The 15,498-nt window shown below is 68.0% G+C and carries 13 protein-coding genes; 7 read left to right on the forward strand and 6 right to left on the reverse strand.

Annotation, left to right across the window (positions count from 1 at the left end; translation table 11 throughout):
• Nucleotides 1–90 precede the first annotated feature (90 nt).
• From FOC67_RS20650 to FOC67_RS20665, 4 genes are read right to left on the reverse strand one after another with little or no spacing between them, the layout of a single operon-like run.
• Nucleotides 91–999, reverse strand: coding sequence for an HlyD family secretion protein (locus FOC67_RS20650; protein WP_009313419.1), 909 nt, complete (start codon nt 997–999; stop codon nt 91–93).
• A gap of 36 nt (nt 1,000–1,035) precedes the next feature.
• On the reverse strand, nt 1,036–1,236 hold the full coding sequence (locus FOC67_RS20655; RefSeq protein WP_003111589.1) for a DUF1656 domain-containing protein: 201 nt from the start codon (nt 1,234–1,236) through the stop codon (nt 1,036–1,038).
• On the reverse strand, nt 1,226–3,421 hold the full coding sequence (locus tag FOC67_RS20660; RefSeq protein ID WP_003092992.1) for an FUSC family protein: 2,196 nt from the start codon (nt 3,419–3,421) through the stop codon (nt 1,226–1,228). The genes FOC67_RS20655 and FOC67_RS20660 overlap by 11 nt, the downstream gene beginning before the upstream one ends.
• Nucleotides 3,418–4,908 carry an efflux transporter outer membrane subunit gene (locus tag FOC67_RS20665; protein WP_031627515.1) on the reverse strand — a complete coding sequence of 497 codons (1,491 nt, stop codon included), beginning with the start codon at nt 4,906–4,908 and terminating at the stop codon, nt 3,418–3,420. Before FOC67_RS20665 ends, FOC67_RS20660 begins: the two co-directional genes overlap by 4 nt.
• Before the next feature lie 245 nt (nt 4,909–5,153).
• Between FOC67_RS20665 and FOC67_RS20670 the strand changes: the two genes are divergently transcribed.
• Nucleotides 5,154–6,107 carry a LysR family transcriptional regulator gene (locus tag FOC67_RS20670; RefSeq protein ID WP_003092994.1) on the forward strand — a complete coding sequence of 318 codons (954 nt, stop codon included), beginning with the start codon at nt 5,154–5,156 and terminating at the stop codon, nt 6,105–6,107.
• Between the two features lie 94 nt (nt 6,108–6,201).
• Nucleotides 6,202–7,179, forward strand: coding sequence for a D-glycerate dehydrogenase (locus tag FOC67_RS20675; RefSeq protein ID WP_003137762.1), 978 nt, complete (start codon nt 6,202–6,204; stop codon nt 7,177–7,179).
• Nucleotides 7,180–7,196: 17 nt separating this feature from the next.
• Here the strand turns inward: FOC67_RS20675 and FOC67_RS20680 are convergent, their stop codons facing one another.
• Complete coding sequence (locus tag FOC67_RS20680) at nt 7,197–8,099, reverse strand: DMT family transporter (RefSeq protein ID WP_003092997.1); 903 nt, start codon at nt 8,097–8,099, stop codon at nt 7,197–7,199.
• 125 nt (nt 8,100–8,224) lie between these two features.
• Here FOC67_RS20680 and mdrR1 point away from each other — a divergent pair, with 125 nt between their 5' ends.
• From mdrR1 to fecA, 4 genes are all read left to right on the forward strand, one after another.
• On the forward strand, nt 8,225–9,106 hold the full coding sequence (gene mdrR1 / locus FOC67_RS20685) for a transcriptional regulator MdrR1 (protein WP_003132628.1): 882 nt from the start codon (nt 8,225–8,227) through the stop codon (nt 9,104–9,106).
• Between the two features lie 100 nt (nt 9,107–9,206).
• On the forward strand, nt 9,207–9,716 hold the full coding sequence (locus FOC67_RS20690; RefSeq protein WP_003092999.1) for a sigma-70 family RNA polymerase sigma factor: 510 nt from the start codon (nt 9,207–9,209) through the stop codon (nt 9,714–9,716).
• Nucleotides 9,713–10,666 (forward strand): FecR domain-containing protein, encoded by a 954-nt coding sequence (locus FOC67_RS20695; RefSeq protein ID WP_009313412.1) that lies wholly within the window; start codon nt 9,713–9,715, stop codon nt 10,664–10,666. The genes FOC67_RS20690 and FOC67_RS20695 overlap by 4 nt, the downstream gene beginning before the upstream one ends.
• A 94-nt stretch (nt 10,667–10,760) precedes the next feature.
• Nucleotides 10,761–13,115 (forward strand): TonB-dependent Fe(3+) dicitrate receptor FecA, encoded by a 2,355-nt coding sequence (gene fecA, locus FOC67_RS20700; RefSeq protein ID WP_009313410.1) that lies wholly within the window; start codon nt 10,761–10,763, stop codon nt 13,113–13,115.
• 95 nt (nt 13,116–13,210) lie between these two features.
• On the opposite strand, the gene ivy is transcribed toward fecA, so the two are convergent.
• A complete protein-coding gene (gene ivy / locus FOC67_RS20705) occupies nt 13,211–13,672 on the reverse strand; it encodes a lysozyme inhibitor Ivy (protein ID WP_003093002.1) in 462 nt (153 codons plus the stop codon).
• A gap of 220 nt (nt 13,673–13,892) precedes the next feature.
• Between ivy and FOC67_RS20710 the strand changes: the two genes are divergently transcribed.
• Entirely contained in the window at nt 13,893–15,476 is a 1,584-nt protein-coding gene (locus tag FOC67_RS20710; protein WP_003093004.1) for a peptide chain release factor 3, read from the forward strand.
• Nucleotides 15,477–15,498 lie beyond the last annotated feature (22 nt).

Genomic DNA, 15,498 nt, shown 5'->3' on the forward strand with positions numbered 1-15,498 from the left:
CGCAGCGTATTCCTGGCGAGTGGCGCCCTCTTCCGCCCCGCCGAAACGAAAAAGCCCGGCATCCGCCGGGCTTCTCCATGCCTCTTTCACTCAACCGGCCCGCCCCGGCGCGTGCGCCGCCGAGGCCTGGTCGTCGCGCCCTTGTGGCTTGACGATCACCGTGCAGGTGATCCCCGCCGAGAGCAGCACGCCGTCCGGCACTTCGTCGATGTGTACCCGCACCGGCACGCGCTGGGCCAGGCGCACCCAGTTGAAAGTGGGGTTGACGTCGGCGGTCAGCTCGCGGCTTTCCGGGTTGTCGCGGTCGTAGATGCCGCGGGCGATGCTTTCCACGTGGCCCTTGAGGTGTTCGCCGCTCATCAGTTGCATGTCCACCGGGTCGCCTTCGCGGATGTACGGCAGCTTGGTTTCCTCGAAGTAGCCGTAGACCCAGTAGGAGTTCTTGTCGATCACCGCCATCTTCGCCTCGCCGACCCGCGCGTAGTCGCCACGGTGCACGTTGAGGTTGGTGACGTAGCCGTCGACCTGCGCCACCACCCGGGTGCGCTCCAGGTTCAGGCGCGCGGCGTCGAGCTGGGCCTTGGCCTGCTCGTAGTCGGCCATCGCCGCGGCGGCGGTGTTGTGGGCGTCGTCGCGGCTTTCTCGGGAGACCACCATCTCATCCATTTCCGCGCGCCGCCGGGCGTTCAGCTGGCGCATCTCCAGGGTCGCCTTGCGCGAGGCAACCAGCGATTCGGCCTGCTTCACCGCAATACGGTAGTGGTCGGGGTCGATCTGCATCAGCAGGTCGCCTTTCTTCACCAACTGGTTGTCGCGCACCGGGACGTCGACGACGATCCCGGAAACGTCGGCGGCGACATTGATCACGTCGGCGCGCACGCGACCGTCGCGGGTCCAGGGGGTGTCCATGTAGTTGACCCACAGGGTCCGCCCGATGAATACGGCGACCAGCAGGATCAGCAGGGTCGCCAGCAGGCTGATTACGGATTTCAAGGTCATGGTTGGCTCACGATAACGAAGAGGTGCGCTACCGCCTCAGCGGTAGATGGTCAGGGACAGGCCGCCGTACAGGCAGGCGAACAGGCTGACCCGGAACAGCGCCGGGTGCCAGGTGAAGCGATACAGGCCGAGCGAGGCGAAGATCCGGTCGAGCCCCCAGGTGAGCGCCGCGGCGATCACGAACAACAGCGTCAGGGTCGGCATGTAGACCCCATGGATGGCGATTTCACGAGGCATGGACGGTACCTTGGCCGCTCGTCCGGCCGGCCAGTTCGGTCAGTGGCGAGGTCGGCGCGAGCAGGGAAGAACGGATGAAGTGCAGGTAGCTGCGCACCCGCCGTAGCGGCGAGCTGTCGAAGTGCGGCGCGCAGGGTTCGTCGGTGTGCCTGGCCGCGTGGATGGCCTGGTCGACGGCCGCCAGGGCGCGCTCCAGGTTCTCCGCGCCAGGGCGCACGAACAGTCGGATCAGAGCCCGCCCCATGGCGCGGATCGCCTGGCGCCAGGGCATGGCCTCGGCGTAGCAGGGTTCGTCCGGCAGGCGCTCCTGCTCGCGACGCAGCTCGATGATCGCGTGGCCGACCTCGAGCACCAGGAACATCCAGCGCAGCAGGCCGCGCTGCACGTCCGGGCGCCCGGCAGCGACGCCATAGGCCTGGTTCAGCAGGTCGCGGGTGCCGCTTTCGAAGGCCGAGCCAAGCCCCCTGCTCCTGCCGCTGATGGCGAACACCACGCGCATCCGCAGGTCGCGCTCGAGGCGCTTCCACAGCCAGGCGCTGTTGGGCGGCAGAATGACCGCGGCGGCCGCGGCCGAGAGCAGCATCGAGAGGATCAGGGCGATGTACTCGTTGATCACGTGGGCCGGGTCGTAGACGGTCAGGTTCGCCGGCACCGAACCGAAGCAGAAGAACACCAGCAGGCCGAGACCGTAGCCGGCCCACTGCGGCCGCGAGGAGATGAACGCGCCGAGGGCGAACACCGGCGCCAGCACCAGGCACAGCAGCGGGAAACCGTCGATGTGCGGGTAGACGAAGAACATCTCGCTGAAGCCGAGCAGCGCCGCCGCCATGGTGCCGATGGCCATCTGCATGGCGACCTTCTTCGGGTTCGGCGCCGCCGAGGCCAACGCCGAGACCGCCACCGCATTGAGGGCGAAGGTGCCGCCGCTGGGCCAGGTGCTGTAGATCCAGAAACAGCCGAACAGCAGGATCATCAACCCGGTACGCATCCCCGCCACTGCCGCCGCCACCGCGTTGGCCTTGGCGGTGAAGGCGTCCTTCCACTGCTCGCGCTCGTGGCGGTGGGCGGCCAGCGAGGCATGGGTCAGGGCGTAGTCGTGCATTTCCTCGGCGAAACGGTAGAGCAGCTCGGCGGCGGTATTGAAGTCCAGCCGCGCCTCTTCACCCGGCTCCCGCGCCAGCAGTTCTCCGCGCGCCTGGCGGATGCGCGCCATCAGGCGTTCGCGGCAGTCGGCGAGGCGCTGGGCGAAGCGCTCGGCGTCATGGTCGGTGACGGCGCGGCCACGGATCTCCTCGAGCAGCCCGGTGATTTCCTCCAGGCACGGTTCGAACGCTTCCAGCACCTGGGTGGAGCCCTGCGCGCGCAGGCGTTCGAGCAGTTGGTGGAGGGCGTGGAAACGGGTATTCATGGCCATGAACTCGCTGCTCAGGCGAATCAGCCGGCCATTGCGCAGGCGCATGTGCGGATCCTCGAAGGCGCTCGCCGCGCGCATCGTCTCCAGGCCCACGGCCTGGGCGGCGAAGGCCACGTTGCTGCTTTCGAAGCGCTCGCGCCCGCCGACCCCGCGCAGGCTGTCGAGGACGAACGCGGCGAACAGGCCGAAGCGCACGTACAGCGCATTGCGCATCGCCGCGCTGGTGGTCTGCGGCATGATCACCGCGCTGACCACGCCCGAGCAGAGAATCGCCAGGCTGATTTCCAGGACCCGCCAGATCGCCTGCATGAAGGCGCCTTCCGGATGGCTGGTGGCGGGGATGCCGATCAGCGTCGCGGTGTAGCCGGCGAGCACGCAGGCGTAGGAGCGGAAGTCACGGTAGCGGGCGGCCCCGGCGGTGCAGAGGCCGATCCAGATCGCCGAGCTGAGCAGGAACAGCACCCGCTCCTGGGCGAACAGGGCGATCAGGGTGACCATCACGCTGAGGCCGACCAGGGTGCCGAGGATGCGGTAGAAGCTCTTGGCGAACACCTGGCCGCTCTGCGGCTGCATGACGATGAACACGGTGATGGTCGCCGTGCTCGGTTGCGGCAACTCCAGGCGCATCGCCAGCCAGAGGGTCAGGAAGGCCGCGCAGAGCACCTTGAACACGTAGATCCAGGTCGCCCCGTCGCTGCGCGCCCACTCGGCCAGCGCGCGCCGCCACTCGTCGCGGCTGGGCAGGGCGAAACCAGCGGAGCGGCCACTCATCGCGAAGATACCGCTCTGACCGGGACGTTCTCCGGCGCCAGCTTCCGCTGCGCCGGCGTATCGGCGCCGGCCCCGACGCCGCCGCCGAGGGCGGTGAGCAGGCTGGCGTGGGCGGCCAGCCGGGCGGCCTGCACCTGCTCCTGGACCAGTTGCTGCTGGAACAGCCGGGTCTGCGCGTTGAGCACGTTGAGGTAATCGGTGAGGCCGCGCTGGTAGGCCAGGGTGGCGATATCGTAGGTCTTCTGCGCGGAAGCCACCGATTGCGCGGCGAAGTCCTTCTGGATGTCCACCGAATGCAGGCGGATCAACTGGTCGGAAATGTTCTTCAGCGCATCCACCAGGGTCTGGTTGTATTGCTCCACCGCCGCGTCGTAGCCGGCCGCCGCCTCGCCCAACTGCGAACGCAGGCGGCCGCCGTCGAAGATCGGCAGGGTCACCGCCGGGCCGGCGCTGTAGGTGTACTTGGCGCTGCGGAAGAACTCCAGCATGCCGCCGCCGACGGCACTGAAGCCGACCGAGGCCATCAGGTCGACGTTGGGGTAGAAGTCGGCGCGCGCCACGTCCACGCCCTTGGCCAGGGCGGCGACCTGCCAGCGGCGGGCGACCACATCCGGGCGGCGACCGAGCAGTTCGGCCGGCAAGGCGCTGGGCAGGCTCGGCTGCGCCGCCAGGTTCAGGCTTGGCCGGCGGATCGTGCGGCCCTCGCCCGGGCCCTTGCCGGCCAGGGCGGCGAGCAGGTTGCGGGTGAGCTGGATTTCTTCGTCGATCACCTCGATGCGGCGCTCGGACTCGGGCAGCGGCACTTCCGCCTGGCTGACCTCGAAATGCGTGCCGATGCCGCCGCGCAGGCGACGCTGGGCCAGGGCGAGGATGTCGCGCTGCTGTTGCAGCATGGCCTTGGCGATGTCCATCTCGGCGTACTGCAACGAGAGCTGGACGTAGGCGCGCACGATGTTGCCCTCCAGCTCGAGCTGCGCCTGGCGCGCCTCGGCGGCGGCCATGTGGGCCAGGTCGACGGCGCGCTCGCTGTCGCTGCGGTCGCGCCCCCAGAGATCGAGCTTGTAGTTCAGGCCGATCTCGGTGGAGTTGTTCCAGGAAGTGGTCCGCGCCAGGTCGCCGGGGCCGTAGAAATAGTCGTCCGGCCAGCGGTGGCGGACCAGCGAGCCCTTGCCCTCGATCTGCGGCGACTCGATGGACTCCACCAGCCCGGCCATGGACTTCGCCTGGCGTACCCGCGCATGGGCTACCGCCAGGCCTGGATTGCCGTCCAGCGCCTTCTCGATCCAGGCGTCCAGCTGCGGATCGGCATACACCTTCCACCACTGCGCCTGCGGCCAGCCGGCCTCGCGGGCGGCAGCCTGGATCGCATGGTCGGTGGCCAGGGCGTTGGCGTCGAGCGTGGCGGCCTGGGGGGCGATATCGCCTGTACTGACACAACCGGATATTGCGGAGAAAACGACGAGAAAACCGACGAAGGAGCCGACCAAGGTCAGTTCCTTCCTGAGAGCACGCGGCACGTTGTCTGATCCTGGAGGGGCGAAGCACGGAATTTGAACGGTACGGGCGCCGTTCAACCCGCTCGAGCGTTCGTGCGCTCGGGGGCCGATGAATTTTAAGAGGCTGGCGGCTGCTGATAAGCTGGCTCAAGTGCGATTGTTTATTGCGTAATGTGAAATAATCCGCCCTCGCAACAATCTGACACACTTCTGCGCGTGCCTAGGAGGCCCCGTCGATGGACACCCTGCAAAACATGCGAGCCTTCGTCTGCGTGGCGGAAACCGGCAGCTTCACCGCGGCGTCCCAGCAGCTCAACACCACCACCGCCTATGTCTCGCGGGCGGTGGCCAACCTCGAGACGCACCTGCGCACCCGCCTGCTCAACCGTACCACTCGTCGCATCGCCCTCACCGAGGCCGGCCAGCGCTACCTGCTGCGCTGCGAGCAGATCCTCGCCTACGTCGAGGAAGCCGAGGCCGAAGCCAGCGACGCCCATGCCCGCCCCGCCGGCAAGCTGAAGCTGCATTCGATGACCGGCATCGGCCAGCACTACGTGATCCGCGCCATCGCCGGCTACCGCCAGCAGTACCGCGACGTGACCTTCGACCTGACCATGGCCAACCGCGTGCCGGACCTGCTCGACGAGGGCTTCGACGTGGCCATCGTGGTGGCCTCCGAGCTACCCGATTCCGGCTTCATTTCCCAGCGCATCGGCGAGACCTACAGCATTCTTTGCGCCTCGCCGGAGTACCTGCGCCTGAACGGCACGCCGAGCGAGCCTTCGGAGCTGGCCAGCCACGACTGCCTGCGCCTGGTCAGCCCCGTGGTGCCGCTGGATCGCTGGCTGTTCGACGGTCCCAACGGCCAGGAAATGGTCTCCATCGGCGCCTCGCCGTTCCAGGTCAATGTCGGCGACGCCATGACCGAGGCGATCCGCTCCGGGCTGGGCATCGGCATCCTGCCGGTGTATTCGGCCATCGAGGACCTGGGCAAGGGCACCCTGGTGCGGGTCCTGCCGCAACACCGCCTGCAACAGCTCAACGTCTATGCGCTGTACCCTTCGCGGCAGTATCTCGACGCGAAGATCAAGACCTGGGTGGAATACCTCAAGGAAAGCCTGCCCGGCCTGCTCCAGCGCGACGAAGCGGCGCTGGTGGAGCTGGGCCTGGAACTCGGAAGACCCTCCTGAGCCGATAATCGCCCGCCCAGTGGCGGGCCCCTGCCCGCCGCTTCGATGGCGGTGGTATGGTCGGCGCTTTCGCTCCCGCTTGCAGAGTCCCGTCATGAAAAAGAACGTCTTCGTCTTCAGTCGCCTCGCCCCCGAGCATCTCGAACGCCTGCAACGCCAGTTCAACGTCCGCGTGCTCGAACCGAAACAGGGCGACATCGACGCCCAGTACGCCGCCGCCCTGCCCGATACCCACGGCATGATCGGCGTCGGCCGGCCGCTCGGCGCCAGGCAACTGGAACAGGCGAAGCAGCTGGAAGTCATCTCCAGCGTCTCGGTCGGCTACGACAACTATGACCTGGACTACCTGAACCGCCGCGGCATCGCTCTCACCAACACGCCCGACGTCCTCACCGAGACCACCGCCGACCTCGGCTTCGCCCTGCTGATCAGCGCCGCGCGACGGGTCGCCGAGCTGGACGCCTGGGTCAAGGCCGGGAACTGGAAGCGCACCGTCGACGCCCCGCAGTTCGGCACCGATGTGCATGGCAAGAAACTCGGCATCCTCGGCCTCGGCCGGATCGGCGCGGCCATCGCCCGGCGCGGCCGTTTCGGCTTCGGCATGCAGGTGCTCTACCACGGCAACAACCGCAAGCCGGAACTGGAACAGGAACTCGGCGCGCGCTTCCTCGGCTTCGACGAACTGCTCGGCGAGGCCGACTTCGTCTGCGTGGTGGTGCCGCTGGGAGCGCAGACCCGGCGGTTGATCGGCGCGCGCGAACTGGGCCTGATGAAGCCCTCGGCGATCCTGGTCAACGTCGCCCGCGGCCAGGTGGTCGACGAGGCCGCGCTGGTCGCCGCCCTGCGGGAGAAACGCATCCTCGGCGCCGGCCTGGATGTCTACGAGAAGGAACCGCTGGCCGAATCGCCGCTGTTCGCCCTGGACAACGTGGTGACCCTGCCGCACATCGGCTCGGCCACCCACGAGACCCGCCGGGCCATGGCCGAGCGGGCGCTGCAGAACTTCGAGGCGGCCCTGCGCGGCGAGCGGCCGCTGGACCTGGTCAATCCACAGGTGTGGCGACGCGGCTGAGCGCGCCTCCCTCTCCGCTAGGTCGAGCGCGCCGGCCCGGCCAGCGCCGGCGCCTTCGGCTTGCGGAACACCAAGACGTTGCCGAGCATCACCAGGACCAGCCCGGCCAGCGCCGGTGCGGTCCAGCGGTAGCCCTCGGCGAAGGCCGAGATGTTCAGCGCCACCACCGGGAACAGCACGGTGCAGTAGGCGGCGCGATCCGGGCCCATGCGCCCGACCAGGGTCAGGTAGGCGGTGAAGCCGATCACCGAGCCGGGGATCGCCAGGTACAGCAGCGAGCCGACGTAGCGCGCGCTCCAGTCGAAATTCAGCGGCACGCCCTGGAACAGGCACAGCGCCAGGAGGATCAGGGTGCCGTAGAGCATGCTCCAGGCATTGCCGGTGAGCGGGCGGATGCCGGCCTTCTGTTGCAGGCTGGAAAGCATGTTGCCGGTGGAGAAGCACAGCGTGCCGAGCAGGGCCAGGCCGAGGCCGTAGAAGGTTTCCGGGGTGGCCTGGTGACCCACCAGTTCCGGCCAGAACAGCAGCCCCAGGCCGAGCAGGCCGAGACCGCCACCGGCCATCACGTTCGACGCGATGCGCTGGCCGAACCACAGGCGGGCGTTCAGCGCATTCCACAGGGTGGCGGTGGAGAACACCACGGCCACCAGGCCGCTGGGAATCCACTGGCTGGCGGTATAGAAGCAGATGAAATTCAGGCAGAACAGGCATACGCCCTGGGCCATGCACAGGCGTTGGCCCCGTGCGTCGAGCCTTTGCAGGCGGCGGCCGAGCAGCAGCACGGCGAACAGCACCAGCGCCGCCAGGGCGAAGCGGTAGGCGATCGACAGGGTGATCGCCACCGGGCCCATCTGCAGTTTGATGGCGATCCAGGTGGTGCCCCAGATGAGCACGGTGAGCAGGTACAGCGAAAGATTCATGGCGACTCCGCAACGACAGGATGCCGTCAGTCTGCGGGCGAAGCCGGGCGCGACCATTGTCCATTCTTGCGCTTTTCATCCGCCGCCTCTCGCGGCAGCGTCCGGGCGCGGGTAGCATGGCCGGCATGCACCAACCCAGCGATTTCCAGGTATTCCGCACCCTCGACCGGACCTCCAATGCGCGCCTGCTGCGCAGCAGCACGCTCAGCGACGGCCTGGCGCTCGCCCATTGGTACCGCGACGAAGCGGAGATCCTCGGCTACAGCGACCCCGGCCATCACACCCTGTCGCTCTACCTGCAGGGCGGCTGGCAGACCTTCCGCCGCGATCGTCCCGGGCTCTATGGCGGCCCCGACCGCTTCTGCGTGATGCCGGCCGAACACCACTCCGACTGGGCGGTGACACGCGGCCTGGGCTTCATGCACCTGTACATCAGCCCGGAACGCCTGGCCGGCGCGGCGGTACGCACCCTCGATTGCGAACCACGCAGCCTGCAACTGGAGGAGCGCACCTACATCCAAGACGAGCCGCTGGCCGCCCTGTGCCGGACCCTGGAACGACAGGACTGGAACGAACCCGGCGAGCGCCTGCTATGCACCAGCCTCGCCCACCAGGCGGTGGACCACCTGCTGCTCACCGGGTGCGGCAGGCGTACCGACGTACGCTGGCAGGGCGGGCTGGCCGCGCACGTGCGGCGGCGCCTGGCCGACTACATCGAAAGCCACCTGGAGCAGCCGCTGGAACTGGGGTCGCTGGCGGAGCTGGCGGCGCTCTCCGAGTACCACTTCGCGCGCATGTTCCGCGTCTCCTTCGGCCTGCCGCCGCACCGCTACGTGCTGGAACGACGCCTGGCGCGGGCCCGCGACCTGCTGGCGTACTCCGCGCAGTCGCTCCAGGAGGTCTCGCTGGCCTGCGGCTTCGCCAGTCCGAGCCATTTCAACCGGCGCTTCCGCGAAGCCCATGGCGCCACCCCGGGGCAGTACCGCGCCGCCCTGAAAGCCTCCTGAAAGCCAGGCGCCGACAGCCTGCGGTTGTAGGCAGGCATTCCCGCAGCATAAAATGATAACTATTATCATTCGTTAATCCTTCTGCTCCGGGAATGTCCAGGTGTCGAGCGCCGACCTCGCCCACGCGGCCGCGTTGCATACCCTCTACAGCGACCACCACCACTGGCTCACGGGCTGGCTGCGGCGCCGCCTCGGCTGCCCGCAGAACGCCGCCGACCTGGCCCAGGACACCTTCGTCAAGGTCCTGGTTTCGCGCCAGGCCGCGCGCATCGACGAACCGCGCGCCTTCCTCACCACCATCGCCCGCCGCGTGCTGTGCAACCACTACCGCCGCCAGGACGTCGAGCGCGCCTACCTGGAAGCCCTGGCCAGCCTCCCCGAGCGGGAAGTCCCCAGCGAAGAGACCCGCGCCATCGTCCTGGAGACCCTGGTCGAGCTGGACCGCCTGCTCGACGGTCTGCCGCCGCTGGCCAAGGAGACCTTCCTGCTGGCCCAGCTCGACGGCCTGGGCTACGCCGAGATCGCCACGCAGCTGGGCATCTCCCTGAGCAGCGTCAAGCGCTACATGCTCAAGGCTGCGCAACGCTGCTACTTCGCCGAGCTGCCATGAGCCTGCCCGCCGCACCCAAGGTGCCGCCGCAGGTGGCCGAACAGGCCGTGCGCTGGCTGGTCGAGCTGCAGGGCGGCGCCGACGACGAACGCCTGCGCCAGGCCTGGCAGCGCTGGCGCCAGGCGGCCCCGGAACACGAGCAGGCCTGGCGCCACATCGAGGCGGTCAACCAGCGCCTGGCCGGGATAGGCACGCCACTGGCCCTGGCCGCCATCAACGCACCGCATTCGCCGCAACGCCGGCGCGCGCTGAAGACCCTGCTGCTGGTCCTGGCCGCCGGCGGCAGCGCCTGGGGCCTGCGCGAGAGCGGCAGCCTGCAGCGCTGGAGCGCCGACTATGCCACCGGCGTCGGCGAACGCCGGCGCCTGGCCCTGGCCGACGGCAGTCGCCTCGAGCTGAACAGCGACACGGCGGTGGATGTACGCTTCGATGCCGGCGAACGGCGCCTGCTCCTGCTGCGCGGGGAAATCCAGCTCAGCACCGGCCAGGACCCGCGCCCGCTGCACGTGTACAGCGCGGAAGGCCGGCTGCGACCGGTGGGCACCCGGTTCGACGTGCGCCAGTTCGCCGGACGCACCCGCGTCGCCGTCCACGAAGGCGCGGTGCAGGTGGAGAACCACGCCGGCCAAGGCCTGCTGCTGCCCAGCGGCCGGCAGCTGGACTTCGACCGCGAGCGACTCGGCGTTCCGCAGCCGTTGCCGGTCGGCAGCGGCGCCTGGACCGACGGCATGCTGGTGGCCGCCGGCATGCGCCTGGACGAATTCCTCGCCGAAGTCGCGCGCTACCGCCCCGGCCGGCTGGGCTGCGACCCGCGCATCGGCGGCCTGCGGATTTCCGGCAGCTATCCGCTGGACGATAGCGAGCGGATCCTCGCCACCCTGCCGGCGGTGCTGCCTGTGGAGGTACGGCGCGTCACCCGCTACTGGGTCGGCGTGCACCCGCGCGAATGAGCGGAAAGATATTTCCGCGTACCTGAGCCTTTTTCCCCACCTCGCGTGACAGAGGAGGAAAGCCAACCTCGAAAGATCCACTGGAGTGTCCCTCATGTCCCCGTCACGCGCCCTGTCGCCGCTCAGCCGCGCCCTGCTCCTCGCCTGCCTCGGCGGTCCCGTCCTGGTTTCCGCCGGCAGCGCCTGCGCCGCCGAGATCCGCACCGATGCCCGCCAGTACTACCGCCTGCCTGCCGAGCCGCTGGAGCAGGCGCTGAACCACCTAGGCCGCCAGGCCGGCGTGCTGATCGCCTTCAGCCCGGAACAGACCGCCGCGCGACGCAGCCAGGCGCTGGACGGCGAGTACACCCTGGAGGAAGCCCTGGCCGCCCTGCTCGCCGGCTCCGGCCTGGAGGCGCGCGCCCGCGGCGACGGCGCCTATACCCTGGAGGCGCTGCCGGTGGAAGACCCGGCCAACCTGCAGGCGCTCACCGTGGTCGGCGACTGGCTGGCCGACGCCAGCGCCGCCGACGTCTTCGAGCATCCCGGTGCGCGCGACGTGGTCCGCCGCGAGCAGTTCCAGGCCCAAGGCGCGGCCAGCACCCGCGAAGTGCTGGAGCGCATTCCCGGGGTCAGCGCGCCGCTCAACAACGGCACCGGCAGCCACGACCTGGCATTGAACTTCGGCATTCGCGGCCTCAACCCGCGCCTGGCGTCGCGCTCGACGGTGCTGATGGACGGCATCCCGGTGCCCTTCGCTCCCTACGGCCAGCCACAGTTGTCGCTGGCGCCGGTGTCCATCGGCAACATGGACGCGGTGGACGTGGTCCGCGGCGGCGGCGCGGTGCGCTACGGGCCGCAGAACGTCGGTGGCATCGTCAACTTCGTGACCCGTGCGATCCCCGAGGACTTCGCCACCAAGCTCGACGTGCACAGCGAACTCAGCCCCAGCTCCAGCCAGGACGGCCTGAAGACCACCCACAACGTGCTGATCGGCGGCACCGGCGCCAACGGCCTCGGCGGCGCCCTGCTCTACTCCGGCACCCGCGGCGGCGATTGGCGCGAGCACAGCGATACGCGGATCGACGACCTGATTCTCAAGGGCCGCTTCCAGCCCAGCGACGAACACGCGTTTTCGGCGATGACCCAGTACTACGACGGCGAGGCCGACATGCCCGGCGGCCTCAGCACCGCGGCCTACCGCGACGATCCGTACCAGTCGACCCGTCCCTACGACAAGTTCTGGGGCCGCCGTACCCTGGCCAGCGCCAGCTACGAATACACCCCCAACGCCAGCCAGAAGCTCAACGTCACCGGCTTCTTCACCAAGACCCTGCGCAGCGGCTACCTCGACCAGGGCCGCAACCTCACCCTGTCGCCGCGCGAATACTGGGTGCGAGGCCTGGAAACCCGCTTCAGCCAGGGCTTCGAGCTGGGCGAAAGTCGCCACGAAGTGGGCATCGGCCACCGCTACGTCAACGAAGCCAGCCACGAGCTGCGCTACTGGACCCGCGCCGACAGCGGCCAGCTACCCAGCACCGGCAGCCGCAACGACCGCGACACCCGCGGCAGCACCGAAGCCAACGCGTTCTACATCGACGATCGCATCGACATCGGCAACTGGACCATCACCCCTGGCATCCGCTACGAGAAGATCGACTCCGAACAGAAGAACCTGCTGAAGAACAGCAAGGACAGCGGCCGCTACAACGCCTCGCTGCCGGCGCTCAACGTGATCTACCACCTCACGCCGAGCTGGAACCTCTACGCCAACACCGAGGGCTCGTTCGGCACCGTGCAGTACAGCCAGATGGGCAAGGCAGTGCAGAGCGGCGACATCGAGCCGGAGAAGGCCCGCACCTGGGAACTCGGCAGCCGCTACGACGACGGCATCCTGCGCGCCGAACTGGGCGCCTTCCTGATCAACTTCGACAACCAGTACGAGAGCAACCAGCAGACCGACAGCGTGACCGCCCGCGGCAAGACCCGGCACAAGGGCATCGAGGCGGCGATCGCCTACGACCTGGCCGATCTCGACCCGCTGCTCTCCGGCTTCGACGTCTATGCCAGCTACGCCTACGTCGACGCGAGCATTCGCGAGGACGGGCCGAACAAGGGCAACCAGGTGCCGTTCTCCTCGAAGCACAAGGGCACCCTTGGCGCCAACTACCGCACCGGTGCCTGGAGCTACAACCTCGACGGCAGCTTCCAGACCAGCCAGTACGCCGACAACGCCAACACCGAGAGCGAAAGCGCCGACGGCAGCACCGGGCGGATCGCCGGCTGGATGGTCTGGAGCGCGCGCGGCACCTACGACTTCGGCCCGCAACTGAACGACCTCAAGCTCGGCCTGGGGGTGAAGAACCTGTTCGATCGCCGCTACTACACCCGCTCGTTCGACGACAACAACAAGGGCCTCTACGTCGGCCAGCCGCGCACCCTGTACGTACAGGCCTCGGTCGGTTTCTGAAGGAAGACCGCGGGAGCGCATGGCGCAACGGCGGACGATCGCCAGCGATCATCCGCCCTTCCCGCCGCCGGGCCTGGTCCCCCTCAGGCCCGGCGTCACTTCCAGTTCGGATCGCTCTCCAACTGTTTCATCAGCAGCTCGCGGACCTGCCTGGAGGGTTCGCCGTACCAGCGATAGGTGGCGTACTTGCTCGGCGTCTGCATGACTTCGGCGGGCTCGTCCGGCAGGCTCACCTGCAGCCCGTAGGCGGCACTCTTGTCGCCACGGAACGCCACCAGCAGGCGGTTGTTGCCGCAATCGTGGGGTTTGCAACTGTTGGCCAGGACGTAGGGCTGGCCCTCCAGGCTCAGGCTGGTGGACGGGGAACTCGGGCCGCTGGCGTCGGAAACCCATTTCGGCACGTCGCTCTCGCCCTTGAACATGGCATGCCAGGTGGCCTTGTAGCCGGGCTGGCCGAGCAGTTCGAACAGCCGCGGCTGCTCCTCGGCCTGCGCCGGCGCCCAGTGCAGCGCCGCGCCCAGCAACGCCAGGGAGAGCAGTCTGGATACTCCGTTCATGGTGATTTCCTTCGATCGGGTGAAATGAAAGCAGTCTATCCGGCGGTGGCCGCCGCTGGCTGCTTGGAACGGCACGACTGCGACAAGTTCGCTGTCCACCGGCAATTCCATCGATCGCCGGATGACAGGCATCCCGACGCGCCGCGTTTTACCGCTATAATCCCGCGTTTTTCCGGGCCGTCCCGCGCCCACGCCAACGGATTCCAGCAGGCACGCATCCATGACCACTCAGGCCGCCGAAGTCGCGAAGCGCCGTACCTTCGCGATCATTTCCCACCCCGACGCCGGTAAGACCACCATCACCGAGAAGCTCCTGCTGATGGGCAAGGCGATCGCCGTCGCCGGTACCGTGAAGTCGCGCAAGTCCGACCGCCACGCCACGTCCGACTGGATGGAGATGGAAAAGCAGCGCGGCATCTCCATCACCACCTCGGTGATGCAGTTCCCCTACCGCGAGCACATGATCAACCTGCTCGACACCCCCGGCCACGAAGACTTCTCCGAAGACACCTACCGCACCCTGACCGCGGTGGACTCGGCGCTGATGGTGCTCGACGGCGGCAAGGGCGTCGAACCGCGGACCATCGCCCTGATGGAAGTCTGCCGGCTGCGTGACACGCCCATCGTCAGCTTCATCAACAAGCTCGACCGCGACATCCGCGACCCCATCGAGCTGCTCGACGAGATCGAGGCGGTGCTGAAGATCAAGGCCGCGCCGATCACCTGGCCGATCGGCTGCTACAAGGACTTCAAGGGCGTCTACCACCTGGCCGACGACAGGATCATCGTCTACGTCCCGGGCCACGGCCACGAGCGCATCGAGACCAAGGTCATCGAAAAGCTCGACTCCGACGAAGCCCGTGCCCACCTCGGCGATCTCTACGACAATTTCGTCGAAGAGCTGGAGCTGGTGCAGGGCGCCTGCCACGAATTCGACAAGGACGCCTTCCTCAAGGGCGAGATGACCCCGGTGTTCTTCGGCACCGCGCTGGGCAACTTCGGCGTCGACCAGGTCCTCGACTGCATCGTCGACTGGGCGCCGCAGCCGCTGTCGCGCGCCACCCACGAACGCAGCGTGGAGCCGACCGAGGAGAAGTTCTCCGGCTTCGTGTTCAAGATCCAGGCGAACATGGATCCCAAGCACCGCGACCGCATCGCCTTCATGCGCATCTGCTCGGGCAAGTACGAGAAAGGCATGAAGATGCGCCACGTGCGCCTGGGCAAGGACGTGAAGATCGCCGACGCGCTGACCTTCTTCTCCTCCGAGCGCGAGCAACTGGAAGAGGCCTATGCCGGCGACATCATCGGCCTGCACAACCACGGCACCATCCAGATCGGCGACACCTTCAGCGAAGGCGAGAACTTCGGTTTCACCGGCATCCCGCACTTCGCCCCGGAACTGTTCCGCCGCGTGCGCCTGAAAGACCCGCTGAAGTCCAAGCAGTTGCGCCAGGGCCTGCAGGAACTGGCCGAGGAAGGTGCGACCCAGGTGTTCTTCCCCGAGCGCAACAACGACATCATCCTCGGTGCGGTGGGCGTGCTGCAGTTCGACGTGGTCGCCAGCCGCCTGAAGGAGGAATACAAGGTCGAGTGCGCCTACGAGGCGATCAACGTCTGGTCGGCACGCTGGATCGAGTGCGACGACGAGAAGAAGCTCAAGGAGTTCAAGGACAAGGCCTTCGAGAACCTCTCCGTGGACGGCGGCGGGCACCTCACCTACCTGGCGCCGACCCGCGTCAACCTCAGCCTGATGGAAGAACGCTGGCCGGACATCCGCTTCCGCGCGACGCGCGAGCATCACTGATCGCACGGGAGGAGCCAGGAAC

Origin of the sequence: Pseudomonas sp. FDAARGOS_761 (genome assembly GCF_013343155.1) — a bacterium.
In the GTDB taxonomy this organism is placed as follows: domain Bacteria; phylum Pseudomonadota; class Gammaproteobacteria; order Pseudomonadales; family Pseudomonadaceae; genus Pseudomonas; species Pseudomonas aeruginosa.